10 protein-coding genes and 3 tRNA genes are annotated in these 13943 nt (G+C 75.6%); 1 reads left to right on the top strand and 12 read right to left on the bottom strand.

Annotated features, from left to right (window positions below):
• Nucleotides 1-3: 3 nt before the first annotated feature.
• The 7 genes from ACVJO7_RS17170 to orn all read right to left on the bottom strand — a co-directional run bounded on the left by ACVJO7_RS17170 (nucleotide 4) and on the right by orn (nucleotide 4258).
• Nucleotides 4-987 carry an asparaginase gene (locus ACVJO7_RS17170; protein ID WP_491673693.1) on the bottom strand — a complete coding sequence of 328 codons (984 nt, stop codon included), beginning with the start codon at nucleotides 985-987 and terminating at the stop codon, nucleotides 4-6.
• An 88-nt stretch (nucleotides 988-1075) separates the two neighbouring features.
• Complete coding sequence (locus tag ACVJO7_RS17165; protein WP_491673692.1) at nucleotides 1076-2359, bottom strand: FAD-dependent oxidoreductase; 1284 nt, start codon at nucleotides 2357-2359, stop codon at nucleotides 1076-1078.
• Between the two features lie 10 nt (nucleotides 2360-2369).
• Entirely contained in the window at nucleotides 2370-3002 is a 633-nt protein-coding gene (locus ACVJO7_RS17160) for a class I SAM-dependent methyltransferase (RefSeq protein ID WP_344023576.1), read from the bottom strand.
• A 201-nt stretch (nucleotides 3003-3203) separates the two neighbouring features.
• Nucleotides 3204-3279: transfer RNA gene (locus ACVJO7_RS17155), tRNA-Lys, on the bottom strand.
• Nucleotides 3280-3297: 18 nt separating this feature from the next.
• Nucleotides 3298-3370, bottom strand: a tRNA-Lys gene (locus ACVJO7_RS17150).
• Between the two features lie 93 nt (nucleotides 3371-3463).
• Nucleotides 3464-3536, bottom strand: a tRNA-His gene (locus tag ACVJO7_RS17145).
• 80 nt (nucleotides 3537-3616) lie between these two features.
• A complete protein-coding gene (gene orn, locus ACVJO7_RS17140) occupies nucleotides 3617-4258 on the bottom strand; it encodes an oligoribonuclease (RefSeq protein ID WP_491673691.1) in 642 nt (213 codons plus the stop codon).
• A gap of 81 nt (nucleotides 4259-4339) precedes the next feature.
• Here orn and ACVJO7_RS17135 point away from each other — a divergent pair, with 81 nt between their 5' ends.
• On the top strand, nucleotides 4340-5899 hold the full coding sequence (locus ACVJO7_RS17135) for a helicase HerA-like domain-containing protein (protein WP_491673690.1): 1560 nt from the start codon (nucleotides 4340-4342) through the stop codon (nucleotides 5897-5899).
• Here the strand turns inward: ACVJO7_RS17135 and ACVJO7_RS17130 are convergent.
• The 5 genes from ACVJO7_RS17130 to ACVJO7_RS17110 all read right to left on the bottom strand — a co-directional run bounded on the left by ACVJO7_RS17130 (nucleotide 5862) and on the right by ACVJO7_RS17110 (nucleotide 13901).
• Entirely contained in the window at nucleotides 5862-7799 is a 1938-nt protein-coding gene (locus tag ACVJO7_RS17130; RefSeq protein ID WP_491673689.1) for a PH domain-containing protein, read from the bottom strand. The genes ACVJO7_RS17135 and ACVJO7_RS17130 overlap by 38 nt on opposite strands.
• On the bottom strand, nucleotides 7796-8341 hold the full coding sequence (locus ACVJO7_RS17125) for a PH domain-containing protein (protein WP_491673688.1): 546 nt from the start codon (nucleotides 8339-8341) through the stop codon (nucleotides 7796-7798). The genes ACVJO7_RS17130 and ACVJO7_RS17125 overlap by 4 nt, the downstream gene beginning before the upstream one ends.
• A gap of 84 nt (nucleotides 8342-8425) precedes the next feature.
• Nucleotides 8426-10414, bottom strand: coding sequence for a glycosyltransferase family 39 protein (locus tag ACVJO7_RS17120; RefSeq protein ID WP_491673687.1), 1989 nt, complete (start codon nucleotides 10412-10414; stop codon nucleotides 8426-8428).
• Entirely contained in the window at nucleotides 10411-11691 is a 1281-nt protein-coding gene (locus ACVJO7_RS17115; protein ID WP_491673686.1) for a bifunctional glycosyltransferase family 2/GtrA family protein, read from the bottom strand. Before ACVJO7_RS17115 ends, ACVJO7_RS17120 begins: the two co-directional genes overlap by 4 nt.
• Before the next feature lie 89 nt (nucleotides 11692-11780).
• Entirely contained in the window at nucleotides 11781-13901 is a 2121-nt protein-coding gene (locus ACVJO7_RS17110) for a glycosyltransferase family 39 protein (protein ID WP_491673685.1), read from the bottom strand.
• Between the last annotated feature and the right edge of the window lie 42 nt (nucleotides 13902-13943).

Here is a 13943-nt window from a genome sequence, read left to right as displayed (position 1 = left end):
TCACTACAGATCCAGGACGGCGTGCACTAGCCCGATCGGCCGCCCGTGCCCGAGTACCTCCACCCGCCCGGCCGCCGCCAGCGCCGGGCCGCCGGCGCCCCAGCCCGCCAGCACCGCGGCGGCCAGCACCGGCAGCGGCCGCGCCGACCCGTCCAGCACGGTGACCGCGAACGCCCGGCCGTCCGGCAGGGCGGCCGCCAGCACGCCCTCGGCGCCGTCCTTCACGACGAGCCCCGGGACCGCCTCGGCGAGCCGGGTGACCGGCCGGTCGGTCCCGCCGGCCCACCACGGGTGTGCCCGCATCGCGGCGGCGACCCGCCCCTCCGGGGTCCCGGGATCGGCGACGGCGATCCGGCCGAACCCGCGGGCCAGCCCGGCCGGGGTGCAGCCGAACAGCGGTGCGCCGCAGCCGTCGACGGTGGTGACGTGCGGGTCGACGCCGGTCAGGTCGGCGACGGTGTCCCGGACCAGCTGCTGCAGCGGGTGCCCCGGATCCCGGTAGCCACGGACCGGCCAGCCGGCGGCGACGCAGCAGGCGAGCATCGCGGCGTGCTTGCCGGAGCAGTTCTGCAGCAGCGCCGACGGCGCGGTGCCCGCGGCCCGCGCGATCGCCGCGGCCTCGGTGCCCAGCGGGAGGTCCGGGGTGTTGTCCAGGTCGGCGTCGGTGAGCCCGGCGCCGTCCAGGATCCGGCGCACGCCCGCGACGTGTCCCGGTTCGCCGGAGTGCGAGGCGCAGGCCAGTGCGAGCAGCTCGCCGTCGAGATCGAGCCCGGCGCGCAGCATCGCGACCGTCTGCAGCGGCTTGAGCGCCGAGCGGGGGAGGAACGGGGTGTCAGCCCCGCCCCGCCCCGGTAGCGGGGCGCCGTCCGGGCCGACGGCGGCGAGGATGCCCAGGTGCACCGACTCGATCTCACCCGCCCGCTCGACGTGGGCCAGCGGGACGGCGCCGGCGAGGACGGGTGGGACGGCACTACCGGTGGGGAGCACGGGACGACGCTACGTCGGCGACCGCCGGGTGCCGCGCCGGCGGTCGGCGGCGGCCGACACGGTCCGGCGGCGGCCGGGATGCGGCTGGTCAGGCGGGCGGCGGGCCCAGCCGCAGTGCACGTTCCAGCTCGGCCGACGGCCGGACCGGCACCGGCCCGTAGGCGTTGCGCCGGGCCGAGCGCTTCCGGACCGCCGGGATCCGGGTCAGCAGCCGCAGGAACGACGGCGGGGTGACCGGCCGGCCGCGCTCGCGGGCCCGGGCGACGGTCCGTTCCACCCGGACCTGCTGGTCCTGCACGGTGACGATGGCCGGTTCCCGGTCGGCCTGGACCGCGGCCAGCACGTCCGGGCCGGGGACGCCGCCGCCGCGCAGGGCCGGGACGAGCCGGTCCGCCGCGGCCAGCGCGTCCTGGCAGGCCATCAGGATCCCGTTGCCGCCGACCGGGGAGATGACGTGCGCGGCGTCGCCGATCAGCAGCAGCCCGGCCCGGTGCCAGACCGGCACCCGGGAGATGTCCACCGACAGCAGCGTCGCCGCGAAGAGACCGGGGAGCAGCGCGGTCCGGTCGGCCAGCCACGGCACCCGGGTCCCGACCTCGCGTCGCACGTACTCCACGCCGCGCTCGCGGAGCTCGGCGTACCCGCCCTTGGGCAGCGACAGCCCGACCTGCCAGCGGCCGGTCACCCGCGGGTCCGGCGGGTCCGCGGCGGGCACCGGGCCGCCGAGCAGGCCGACGTAGTGGCGCTCGCCGAAGAACAGGTCGACGTCGGCGTCCGGCGGGTCGGTGGCGTACTGCGGCAGCGCGAACCACAGCAGGTCGGTGGTGGCGCCCTGGGACTGCGCGGTCAGCCCGGCCAGGCCGCGGATCTTGGAGAACCGGCCGTCCGCGGCGACCACCAGCCCGGCCGGGATCTCCTCGCCGTCGCGCAGCCGGACGCCGCGCACCGGATCGTCCGCGGTGCCGGTGCCGAGCAGCCCGGAGACGCCGGCGCCGGTGCGCAGCTCGAAGGTCTCCAGGGTGGCGGCCTCGGCGGCCAGGAAGTCCAGGAACCGGGCCTGCGGCATCAGCGCGACGTAGTTGTAGGGGGTGTCGAGCAGGCCGTAGTCGGAGGTGGGGACCAGGCCGCGCGGGGTCCGGAAGCGGAACTGGCGGGCCTTGATGTGCGACTGTTCCAGCAGTCGTCCGGCCAGGCCGAGCCGGTCGAGCAGCTCCAGGGTCCACGGGTGCAGCGAGTCGCCGCGGAAGTCGCGGTCGAAGTCGTGGTGGCGCTCCAGCAGCGTCACCGGCAGGCCGGCGCGGGCCAGCAGGTAGGCCAGCAGCATCCCGCCGGGGCCGCCGCCCGCGACGACGGTCCGGACCGGTGTGTTCACGCCCGCAACATTAGCTTGCTGAGCGAGTGTCTCGCTCGTCGAGAGAGTTGAACCGGGGCAGTGGCCGCCGGCACAGGAAGGTCCGGGCCGGCGGCGGGTTGCGCCACTCGGTGGCGGTCTCGACGACCTCGTCGAAGTGCGCGTCGAGCAGCGCCCGCAGGTCACGCACCCGGTTCGGCAGCGCCATCCAGGTGATGATCATGCTCAGCACCCCGTCCGGGACCAGCCGGCGCGCGATCACCCCCATCACCCGCATCCGGAGGGCCTGCGGGAAGACCGCCCACGGCAGGGTGGAGACGAACGCGTCCACCCGGTCGATGCCGGCGTCGTCGAGGATCCGGTCCAGATCGGCGACGTCGCCCTGCACGACCTCCAGCCACGGCTTGTGTGCCCGCAGGTGGGCGACCAGCTCCTCGTCGATCTCGATCGCGAGGTAGCGGGCGTCCGGACCGAGCCGGGCGCGGATCGGCTCGGCCAGCACACCGGGCCCGGCACCCAGCTCGACGACCACGCCGTTCGTCCCCTGTGGGACCACCTGGGCGAGCTGCCTGCAGAGCCGGCGACCGGTCAGGAACGGGGTCGCCAGCTGGTCCATCTTGGAGAAGGACCGCTTGAGGAACACGGTGTGGTCGGGGCGCGCCATGGGGACATCGTGGCATGTCGAGTGGCCCGGCCACCGGGCGCGCGGGTGACCGTGGCGGAGCATCGCGTCTCCCGCCGGGGAGCGTCCCGTGCGGACGTGCCGCCGCAGGACGGCCACTCGGTCCAGGAACCCGGATCCCCGCCGGAGGTGCCGGAGACGACACCGGCCGCTCTTCCGAAGAAGAACGGCCGAGTCAACAAATGGTGCGCCGTCAGGGACTCGAACCCCGAACCCGCTGGTTAAGAGCCAGCTGCTCTGCCAATTGAGCTAACGGCGCATGTGGAATTGTCGTGCGTGCGCCGTCAGGGACTCGAACCCCGAACCCGCTGGTTAAGAGCCAGCTGCTCTGCCAATTGAGCTAACGGCGCGTATTCATTTTGGGTGTGTCCCGGACCCGGGCGACTGCGACCCCGGAAAGCCAGCAGCAGACATTCCGGGGTCGATCGCCAGGTCGGCAACCGGGTGAGTGACGGGACTTGAACCCGCGGCCCCCTGGACCACAACCAGGTGCTCTACCAGCTGAGCTACACCCACCATGCGGACTCTCCCGGCCGTGGCCGGAAGCGCTGATACAGCATAGCCCCCGGGCCGGGCCCGGCCGCGCGGGGGTTCGTTCAGGCCTGCGCACCGCCCCCGGCCTGCGGATCCACCCCACCGGCGACGTCGGCGACGGACGCCGCGGCGGCCTGCGCCTGCTCGGTGGTCGGGCCGGGCGGGGCGACGAACAGCGCCTTGCGGTAGTACGCCAGCTCCCGGATCGACTCCTGGATGTCGGCGAGGGCGCGGTGCGCCAGGCCCTTCTCCGGCTTCGCGTAGAACACCCGCGGGAACCAGCGCCGGGCCAGCTCCTTCACCGAGCTGACGTCGATCATCCGGTAGTGCAGGTAGCCGTCGAGTTCGGGCATGTCGCGGGCCAGGAACCCGCGGTCGGTCGCGATCGAGTTGCCGGCCAGCGGCGCGCTGCGGGCGTCCGGGACGTGCGCCCGGATGTAGTCGAGCACCCGCTGCTCGGCCTCCTCCAGGGTCACCGTCGCCCGGCGGACCTCCTCGGTCAGCCCGGAGCGGGCGTGCATGTCGCGCACCACGTCCGGCATCCCGGCGAGCTTCTCCTCGTCGCAGCTGATCACGACGTCGACGCCGTCGCCCAGCACGTTCAGGTCGCCGTCGGTGACCAGCGCAGCGATCTCGATGAGCGCGTCCTTGCCGAGATCGAGCCCGGTCATCTCGCAGTCGATCCACACCAGCCGGTCCGTCATCGGTGCAGACTATGTGACTTCCGTTCGGGTGGCGCGCGCCTCGCGGTGCGCGTCCGCGTGAGTGCCCTACGCTGCGGGTCCGTGACCTCCGACACCCCAGCCAGCCCCGACTCCCCGGCCCGGACGGTGGCCGCCGGCTACGCCACCGAGGGCGCCGCGCTCGAACTCGGCACGGTGCTGGTGGACGGCGTCTGTGATCCGGAGGCCCGGGTCCGCATCCCGCTGGCGACGCTGAACCGGCACGGCCTGGTCGCCGGCGCGACCGGCACCGGCAAGACCAAGACGCTGCAGGCGCTCGCCGGCCAGCTCTCCGATCACGGCGTGCCGGTGCTGCTGGCCGACGTCAAGGGCGACCTGTCCGGGATGGCCCGCCCCGGCGAACCGAACGACAAGATCGAGGCCCGGTCCCGGGACACCGGCGACGACTGGACGCCGACCGCCTACCCGGTGCAGTTCCTGTCGCTCGGCGACGGCGGGATCGCGGTGCCGGTACGGGCGACGATCACCGACTTCGGACCGATCCTGCTGTCCAAGGTGCTCGGGCTCAACGCCACCCAGGAGTCCACCCTGGGGCTGATCTTCCACTGGGCCGACCAGCGGGGGCTGCCGCTGCTGGACACCAAGGACCTGCGGGCGGTGATCACGCACCTCACCTCGGACGAGGGCAAGGCCGAGCTGAAGGGGATCGGCGGGGTGTCGGCGGCCACCGCCGGGGTGATCCTGCGCGCGCTGGTGAACCTGGAGGCGCAAGGCGGCGACACGTTCTTCGGGGAGCCCGAGTTCGATTTGGCCGACCTGATGCGCGTGCTGGACGGCAAGGGCGTCGTGACCCTGCTGCAGCTCGCCGAGCGCGCCGCCCAGCCAGTGCTGTTCTCGACGTTCCTGATGTGGCTGCTCGCCGAGCTGTACGAGGAGCTGCCCGAGGCGGGCGACCTGGACAAGCCGAAGCTGGTCTTCTTCTTCGACGAGGCGCACCTGCTGTTCGCCGATGCGTCGAAGGCGTTCCTGGAGCGCATCGAGCAGACCGTGAAGCTGATCCGGTCCAAGGGCGTCGGGGTGTTCTTCTGCACGCAGCTGCCCACCGACATCCCGAACGACGTGCTGTCCCAGCTGGGCGCGCGGGTGCAGCACGCGCTGCGCGCGTTCACCCCGGACGACCAGAAGGCGCTCACCCGGACCGTCAGGACCTACCCCCGGTCCGACGTCTACGACCTCGAGTCGGCGCTGACCTCCCTGGGCACCGGCGAGGCGATCGTCACGGTGCTGTCCGAACGCGGCGCGCCGACCCCGGTCGCCTGGACCCGGCTGCGGGCTCCGCGGTCGCTGATGTCCGCGATCGGCGACGACGCGGTGCGCGAGTCCGCCGCCGGGTCGCCGCTGCAGCCCAAGTACGGCGAGGCGATCGACCGGGACTCCGCCTACGAGCAGCTGACCCAGCGGATCGCGGCCGGGCCGGGGGACACCGCGACACCGGTCGGCGCGCCGCCGGCGGACGCGGCCCCGCCGCCCCCGCCGGAGCCGTCCGGCGGGTTCCTGTCGAAGATCGGTGACTTCCTGTCGTCACCGACCGGGCGGCAGATCACGAACACGGTCACCCGGGAGATCACCCGGAGCCTGTTCGGGACCCGCCGCCGGCGCTGACCGCCTGCTCCGCGGTACGGAAGCCGGCGACGGCGTCCGGGGTGATCTCCGCCATCAGCGCGACGGCGTCGGCCGGGGCCAGGTCGAGCATCAGCACCGATCCGGGACCGGCCGCCGTCGTCGCCTCCAGGGTGAGCACGCCGGCCCGGCGCTGGAACCGGCTCTGCCGGATCCGCCAGCCGATCACGCCGTCGCGGCGCAGCGCCGACGTCGTCCGGACCAGCGAGCCGTGCCGGGCGACCAGATAGCGCGCGTCGAGCCGGTGCCCGAGCGCCCGGTAGCGGTCCAGCCCGAGCGGCACGGCGGCGAGCAGCAGCAGCACCGCGACGACCACCGGCCACAGCGGACCGCCCAGGTAGGCGACGACGCCCGCGGCGACCGGCAGCGCCAGCGCGGGGACGGTCGCGCGGACCAGCCGGCGGGTGCGCGCCGTGGCGGGATGCGCCCGCAGCGGCCCGGAGGTGATCGTGGGTTCCGCGCGGGCCGCGGTCGCCGCGACCTCGTGTGCGCGGTCCCGGCGGACCGGTGGGCCGATCGCCCCGCCGCCGGTCTCCTCGCCGCCCGCCCCGGCCAGCCCGACCGTGAGCACACCGGCCTGGGCGCCGCGCCCGATCGCCCGGACCAGCAGCGGCTCGGTCACCGTGACCCCGCGCAGCCGCTGCTCGGACACCGACAGCGAGCGCCGGGTGAGCAGCCCGCGGCGGACCCGCAGGGTGCCCTCCGGCTCCCGGGTCAGCCGGAAGCCCCACCAGCGTTCGACGAACAGCACGATCGAGCCGGCGACCATCACCGACAGCAGCACCGCCACGCCCAGCAGCGCCGACAGCCAGATCGGCGCGGTGGTCAGCTCACCGGTGACGGCGTCGGCGCCGGGCAGCGTGCGCGGGTCGATGTTCGCCTCCCGCAGCAGGTTCCAGCCGGCCCCGGCGAGCGCACCGATGGCGGCCAGCGAGCTGACGGTCAGCGGGGCGTAGCGCAGCGACGACCAGTCGATCCGGTCGATCTCCTCGGCCGGTTCGGCGTCCGGTCCGGTGCCGGGTGCCGTCCCCGGCCCGGTGTCCGGATCGGACCGGGTGAGCAGCTCGCGGCGCAGGCGTTCGGCCTCATCGGTGCTGACGGCGTCCAGATCGAGACCGGAGTCCGATCCGGCGCTCTGCCCGGAGCCGACCTTGACCACGCTCAGTCCGGCCAGCCGGTGCAGCAGCGGAGCGGTGAGATCGACGGTCCGGATCCGGTCCCGCGGGACCGAGCGGCGCTGCCGGTTCAGCAGCCCGCTGTGCAGCTCCACCCGCTCCGGGGTGATCCGGTAGCGGGTGGTCCGCCAGCGGATCACCCCGGCCCCGACGGCGAGCAGCGCGATCCCGGCGGCGATCCACAGCTGGGTGGCGCTGCCCCGCCCGGCGCCGAAGATCAGCAGCGCGATCACCGCCGGGGCGAGCTTGACCAGGGCGGTCGCCGGGGCGACGAGCAACATCATCGCGGGCAGCCGACGCCATCCGTCGTCCTGGGCGGGGGGTGCGGTGGGCGGTCCGGCCGGGGTCGGGTAGCGCGCCCAGGGCGGCGGGATGCCGGCGGTCTCGCGGTGCGCGGCCGCCGCGCCCGGACGGCCCGGGGGCAGCCCGTGCACGACGGGTGCGCCGGGGCGCGGGTAGGCCGGTGCGGACGCCGGCCCGGGCGGGGTGCCCTGGCCGGGCATGCCGGGTGCCGGGTGGGGCCGGTTGCCCGGGTCCGGGATGGCAGGTGCCGGGCCGGGCCGGTTGCCCGGGTCGGGCGTGGCGGGTCCCGGGTGGGGTCGGCCGCCGTCGTCCGGGGTGGCGGGTGCCGGGCCGGGCCGGCCGTCGTCGTCCCACGGGACGGCCGGCCCCGGCACGGCCGGGCCCCGGTGCTCGCGGTCGCTCACGTCGCGTCCCCGGGGTGGCGGCCGGTCGTCTCGGCCAGCCGCCGGGCCAGCTCACGGGCCTCGTCGGCGTCCAGCCCGGCGATCCGGACGGGCCCGCGGGCGGACGCCGTCGTCACCGTCACCGTCGCCACCCGCAGCGCTTGCTGCAGCGGGCCGTGCTCGGTGTCGACGGTCTGCACCCGGGGGATGGGCGCGATCCGCCACTCCCGGACGAGCCAGCCGGACCGGTGGTAGACGGCCTCGTCGGTGACCTCCCAGCGGTGCAGCCGGTAGCGCAGGGTCGGTACCACCAGCGTCCCGGCGAGCAGCCACAGCACGGTCAGCGTGATCGTCGCGATCAGCAGCCCGTGCCACGGCGCCGCGGGCAGCAGCGACCAGGCGACGCCCTGCCCGACCAGCAGCACGACCGGCGTCGGCACCGCACGCAGCCGCCACCACCAGATCGCGCGCGGACTCACCCGGTTCGCGGGCGGGCGCAGTGGCAGCGGGAGCGCGCCGGCGTCGGCGGCGTCGCCGGTCGTGAGTGGGCCGGTGGCGGTCATGCCCCCACTCTGCCGAACGCGGGCGGGGAGGGCATGTGGCCGCGCCGTCGGTCACGGTGCCGTGTCCGAAAGAGGGGTGGGTGCTCATCGGACGGGAGCGCTCAGGTCGTAGACGACGCTGTCGCCGACCGTCGTCGCGGCGTAGTGCTCGGCGACCCATGCGGCGATCGCGGCGCCGGTGCCACGCTCGCCGCCGGGCCCGCCGCCGTCGTCACCGTCGACGAACCAGCGGATCTCGCCGTGCTCGACGTACTGCTGGAACTGCTTGAGGGTGGGGTGGGCGTCGCCGCCGGACCAGCCGCCGATCGCCAGCACCGCGGTGTCGCCGCCGGCGGCGAGCATCATCGACGCGGCCCGCTGCGAGCCGATCGTCGCGGCCGCCCAGCGGGCGTCGCCCGCGGTGCGCAGCAGCTCGGTGAGCTCCGCGACGGTCGCGGTCTCCCCGGGGCCCGCGCCCCGAGTGCCGCCGTCCGGTCCGCTGCCGGTGCCGCTGCCGCCCTGCCCGCTGCCGTCCGGTCCGGCGACTGCGCCCTGCCCGCTGCCGTCCGGTCCGGTGCCGCTGCCGGTGCCGCCCGGCATCCCACCGGGCCCGCCGCCCGCACCGGCCACCTCGGGCCCGGCCGACGGCGTCGAACCGGTGTGCGTGGTCGCGGCGGTCTGCACCGCGTAGGCGGCCGGCGCGGCGACCCCGGCGAGTACCGCGACGCCGAGCACCACCGCGAGCACCCGGCCCGGCCGGACCAGGCGGGACGGGAGCAGCAGCGCCGCGGCGGCGAGCAGCCCGGCGACCAGCACCACCCACCGCAGCCAGGGCAGGAACTCCGGGGACCAGCCGAGCATCACGAACGCCCACACCGCGGTGACGGCGGTCGAGGCCGCGAGCACGGCGCGCGACCACCGCGGGGCACCCGGTCCGAGCAGCGTCCGACTGCCGATCGCGACCAGCGCCGCGATCCCGGGTGCCAGCGCCACCGCGTAGTACGGGTGCACGATCCCGCCCATGAGGCTGAACACCAGCACGGTGACCAGCGTCCATCCGCCCCACAGCAGCAGCGACGCCCGGACCGGATCGGTGCGGGGCGCCCGCCCGCGTGCCACCAGCGCGGCGACGAGCAGCAGCAGCGCCGCCGGCAGCAGCCAGGACACCTGGGTGCCGAACGCCGCCCCGAACATCCGCAGCAGGCCCGGCTCCCCGCCGAACGACCCGCCCCCGCCGCCACCCGGGCCGCCGCCCCCGCCACCGACGATCCGGCTCAGGCCGTTGTAGCCGAACGCCAGGCCGAGCGGGGTGTTGTCGCCCGACCCGCCGATCCAGGGGCGCGCGTCCACCGGCCACAGTGCGACCGTCAGCAGCCACCATCCGGCACCGGCGACGATCCCGGCCGCGCCGGCCGCCAGCTGCCACGATCTGCGCCACAACCCGCCCGGCGCCGCCCACAGGTGGGCCAGCGCCAGTCCGGGCAGCACCAGGAACGCCTGCAACGACTTGGTCAGGAAGGCGAACCCGATCACCAGCCCGGCGGCCACGATCCAGCGGGTGCGGCCGTCGTCGACACCCCGGACGACCAGGTACGCCGCGGCCACCAGCAGCAGCGTGAGCAGCGCGTCCGGATTGTCGAAGCGGAACATCAGGGCGGCGACCGGGGTGAGCGCCAGCAGCGCCCCGGCGAGCAGCCCGGCGCCGTGCCCGGACACCCGGCGGACCGCCGCGTACAGCAGCCACACCGCGGCGACCCCCATCAGCGCCTGCGGCACCAGCAGCGACCACGGGCCGAAGCCGAACAGCCGGGCCGCGATCTCCATCGGCCACAGCGACGCGGGCGGCTTGTCGACGGTGATCCCGTTCGACGGGTCGAGCGAGCCGAACAGGAACGCCGTCCAGTCGTTCGCCCCGGCCTGCACCGCGGCGGCGTAGAACGAGTTCGCGTAGCGGGACGCGCCCAGGTTCCACAGGTACAGCAGACCGGTGCCGACGAGCAGGGCGAGCAGCGCGATCGGTTCGCGGCGCCGCCGGCGCGGCGGGGGCGCCGGATCGGCGGCGGTCGCGGGATCGCGGTCGAGGGTGGTCGTCATCGGAGTGCAGCCTCCGTCGGGGCGGTGGTGCTCGCCGGGCGGAACACCCACGAGCGGAACAGGACGAAGCGCAGCACCGTCGCCACCAGGTTCGCGGCGACGATCACCGCGGCCTCGGCGGCGAGCGGCGCGCCCGGGGCCAGCACGCCCAGCAGGGCGAGCGCACCGGTGGTCAGCGCGAGGCCGAGGCCGAACACGATCAGCCCCTGGAACTGGTGGACGGCCAGCCGGTCGCGGCCGCGCACGCCGAAGGTGAACCGGCGGTTCGCGGCGGTGTTCAGGACGGCGCAGAGCAGCAGCGCGACGACGTTCGCCGCGATCGGCCCGAGCACGCCGCGCAGCGCGAGGAACAGCGCCACGTTCGCCACCGTCGAGACGACGCCGACCACGCCGAAGCGGACCAGCTGCGCCGGGAGGCCGGACGGCACACCCGGGATCCGGCCGGGCCCGGTGCGGCCGAGCCGGTCGCGGATCCCGTCGAGCGGCAGCGCCCCGGTGGCCAGCGCCCGGCCGAGCCGCCAGACGCCCTTCAGGTCCTCGATCGCGGTCGGCACGATGTCCACCCGCGAGTCCGGGTCGTCCACCCAGTCCACCGGGACCTCGTGGATCCGCAGGCCCGCCCGCTCGGCGAGCACCAGCAGCTCGGTGTCGAAGAACCAGCCGGTGTCCTCGACCAGCGGCAGCAGCCGGCGCGCGACGTCGGACCGGATCGCCTTGAAGCCGCACTGGGCGTCGGAGAACCGGATGGCGAGCGCACCGCGCAGGATCAGGTTGTAGCCGCGCGAGACGATCTCCCGCTTGAGGCCGCGGACCACCCGGGAGCCCCGGCCGAGCCGGGTCCCGATCGCCAGGTCCGAGTGCCCGGACACCAGCGGCGCGACCAGCGGGAGAAGGGCGTCGAGATCGGTGGACAGGTCGACGTCGCAGTAGGCGAGCACGTCGGCGTCCGAGGCGGACCAGACCGCCTGCAGCGCATGACCGCGGCCCTTGCGCTCCAGCCGGACCGCGCGGACCCCGGGGATCTCGGCGGCCAGCCGGCGCGCGATCACCGGGGTGGCGTCGGTGCTGGCGTTGTCGGCGATGGTGATCCGGAAGGTGTAGGGGAACCCGGCCGTCAGGAAGGCGTGCAGCCGGCGGACCGACGGCTCCAGGTCGGTCTCCTCGTCGAACACCGGCACCACGATGTCCAGCACCGGCCGGGCGACCGGTGCGTCGACGGCGAGCGGGCGCTCGCCCGGCGGGCGGATGCCGGTCGGACCGGCCAGGACAGGTGTCATGACCGGAACGCTCGTCGCCTGCGCTGTCGCGGCCGTGTGGCCGGGCTGTGCCCCGGCTGTGCGTGCCGTGCGGCCGGGTGCGACGCCGGTCACGACGCATCCCCGGACAGGTCGTACAGGGTGACGCCGTCGACCGTGCGGGCCGGGAAGGTCGCCTCCACCCAGGCGGCGATCTCGGCGGCGGCGTCGCTGCCACCCGACGCGGAACCGGTCCGTCCGGCGCCGCCGACGAACCAGTGCACCCGGCCCTCGGCGACCATCGACCGGAACTGGTCGAGCGTGGGGTAGGGATCGGTGCCGTTGAACCCGCCCAGCGCGAGGACCGGGCGGCCGGACGCCAGCTGGTACCCCGCGGCCTGGTTGGAGCTGACCGCGGCGGCCGCCCAGGTGTAGGAGTCGGCGTCGTCCTGGAGCAGGGCGGTGACCCGGGCGGACGGGGTGGGGGCGCTCAGGATGCCGCCCGGGCCGCCGATCCGGTGGCTGTTGCCGGACGGGGCGGCGGGCCCAGCGGACGCGGGGCCGGCCGTGCCTCCGGGGCCGCCGCCGCTGCCGCTGCCGGGGCTGGTGCCGGTACCGCCCGGTCCACCGGTCCCGGCGGTGCCACCGGTCCCGCCGGTGCCGGTCCCGCCGCTGCCGGAGCTGGTGCCGGTACCACCCGGCCCGGCGGTACCGGACCGGCCGAACCCGCCGGCCCCACCCGGACCGCCGGCCCCACCCGGCCCGCCCATCCCGAGCCCACCCCGCCCGACCGGTCCGCTGCCGTACCCCTCCGGCCCGGACGTCGGGATCGCCCCGCTGTGCGCCGTCGCCGCCGTCGCGACCGACCAGGCCGCGGTCCCGGCCAGTCCGGCGAGCACGGCCAGCGCGACCACCCCGGCGGCGAGCACCCGGGGCATCCGGTGCACCCCGGTCAGTGCGGCGGCCGCGAGCAGCCCGCCGAGCACGATCGTCCAGCGCAGCCAGCCCGTCGCGTCGGTGAGCAGAGCAGCGGACCAGAACGCGGTCACCGCGACCGTCGCCGCGAGCAGCACCCGCGACGACGCCGCGGCCCGGTCCCGCCACAGCACGGTGGCGCCGATCCCGACCAGCGTGGCGACGGCCGGGGCGAGCGCGACGGTGTAGTAGCCGTGCACGATCCCGGCCATGAAGCTGAAGGTCAGGCCGGTGACCAGCAGCCAGCCGCCCCACAGCAGCGTGGCGGCGCGCAGCGGATCGGTGCGCGGCGCCCGCCGGGTCCGCCACAGCAGCACCCCGAGCAGCAGCAGCGCCGCGGGCAGCAGCCAGGACGCCTCGCCGCCCATCTCCGAGCCGAACAGCCGCAGGATCCCGGTCTCGCCCCAGCCGCCGTTCCCGCCGACCGAGCCGACCTCGTCGCCGGTCAGCCGGCCCAGGCCGTTGTAGCCGAACACCAGCTCCAGCACGCTGTTGGTCTGCGAGCCGCCGATGTATGGGCGGTCCGCGGCCGGCCACTGCTCGACGACCGCGACCCACCAGCCCGCCGACACCAGCAGCGCGGCGCCGGCCGCGAGCAGCGCTCGGATCCGCGGCCACCACGCCACCGGCGCCGCCAGCAGCCACACCAGGGTGAACGCCGGCAACACCAGGAACGCCTGCAGCATCTTGACCAGGAAGCCGTACCCGACGAGCGCCCCGGCCAGCACCAGCCAGCGGGTGCGGCCCTGCTCGACGGCCCGGGTGAGCGCGTACGCGGCCCCGGTCAGGACCAGCACCAGCGCGGCGTCCGGGTTGTCGAAGCGGAACATCAGCACCGCGACCGGGGTGAGCGCGAGGACCGCGCCGGCGAGCAGCCCGGCGCCGGGCCCGGCGACCCGGCGGACGGTCGCGTACAGCAGCGCGACCGAGCCGACGCCCATCAACGCCTGCGGGACCAGGATGCTCCAGCTGCTCAGGCCGAACAGCCGCACCGACAGCCCCATGATCCACAGGGCGCCGGGCGCCTTGTCCACGGTGATGCCGCCCGCCGCGTCCGAGGCGCCGAAGAACCACGCCGACCAGCTCTGTGCACCGGCCTGCGCCGCGGCGGCGTAGAACGCGTTCGCCCAGCCGGACCGGGACAGGCCCCATAGGTACAGCAGCGCCGTCCCGGCGAGCAGGACGGCGAGCGGCAGGTGCCGGAGCCGGTGCGACGGGCTGGGGGAGTGGGCTGGGATGTCCGGACGGACCCGGACCCGGTCCAGGGTGCTGGTCACGTGCACCGACGCTCGTCGGGCCGGCTGTGCCGCAGCGGTGGC

Source organism: Pseudonocardia sp. DxW, from assembly GCF_058448985.1.
Note: the sequence above shows the minus strand (reverse complement) of the source record. Positions and strands in the feature narration are given on the sequence as shown.

Excerpts from the sequence above, each read along its gene's own strand:
- ACVJO7_RS17160 (WP_344023576.1), bottom strand. The coding sequence starts at position 3,002 with ATGGCGCGCCCCGACCACACCGTGTTCCTCAAGCGGTCCTTCTCCAAG.
- orn (WP_491673691.1), bottom strand. The coding sequence starts at position 4,258 with ATGACGGACCGGCTGGTGTGGATCGACTGCGAGATGACCGGGCTCGAT.
- ACVJO7_RS17125 (WP_491673688.1), bottom strand. The coding sequence starts at position 8,341 with ATGACCGCCACCGGCCCACTCACGACCGGCGACGCCGCCGACGCCGGC.
- ACVJO7_RS17120 (WP_491673687.1), bottom strand. The coding sequence starts at position 10,414 with ATGACGACCACCCTCGACCGCGATCCCGCGACCGCCGCCGATCCGGCG.
- ACVJO7_RS17115 (WP_491673686.1), bottom strand. The coding sequence starts at position 11,691 with ATGACACCTGTCCTGGCCGGTCCGACCGGCATCCGCCCGCCGGGCGAG.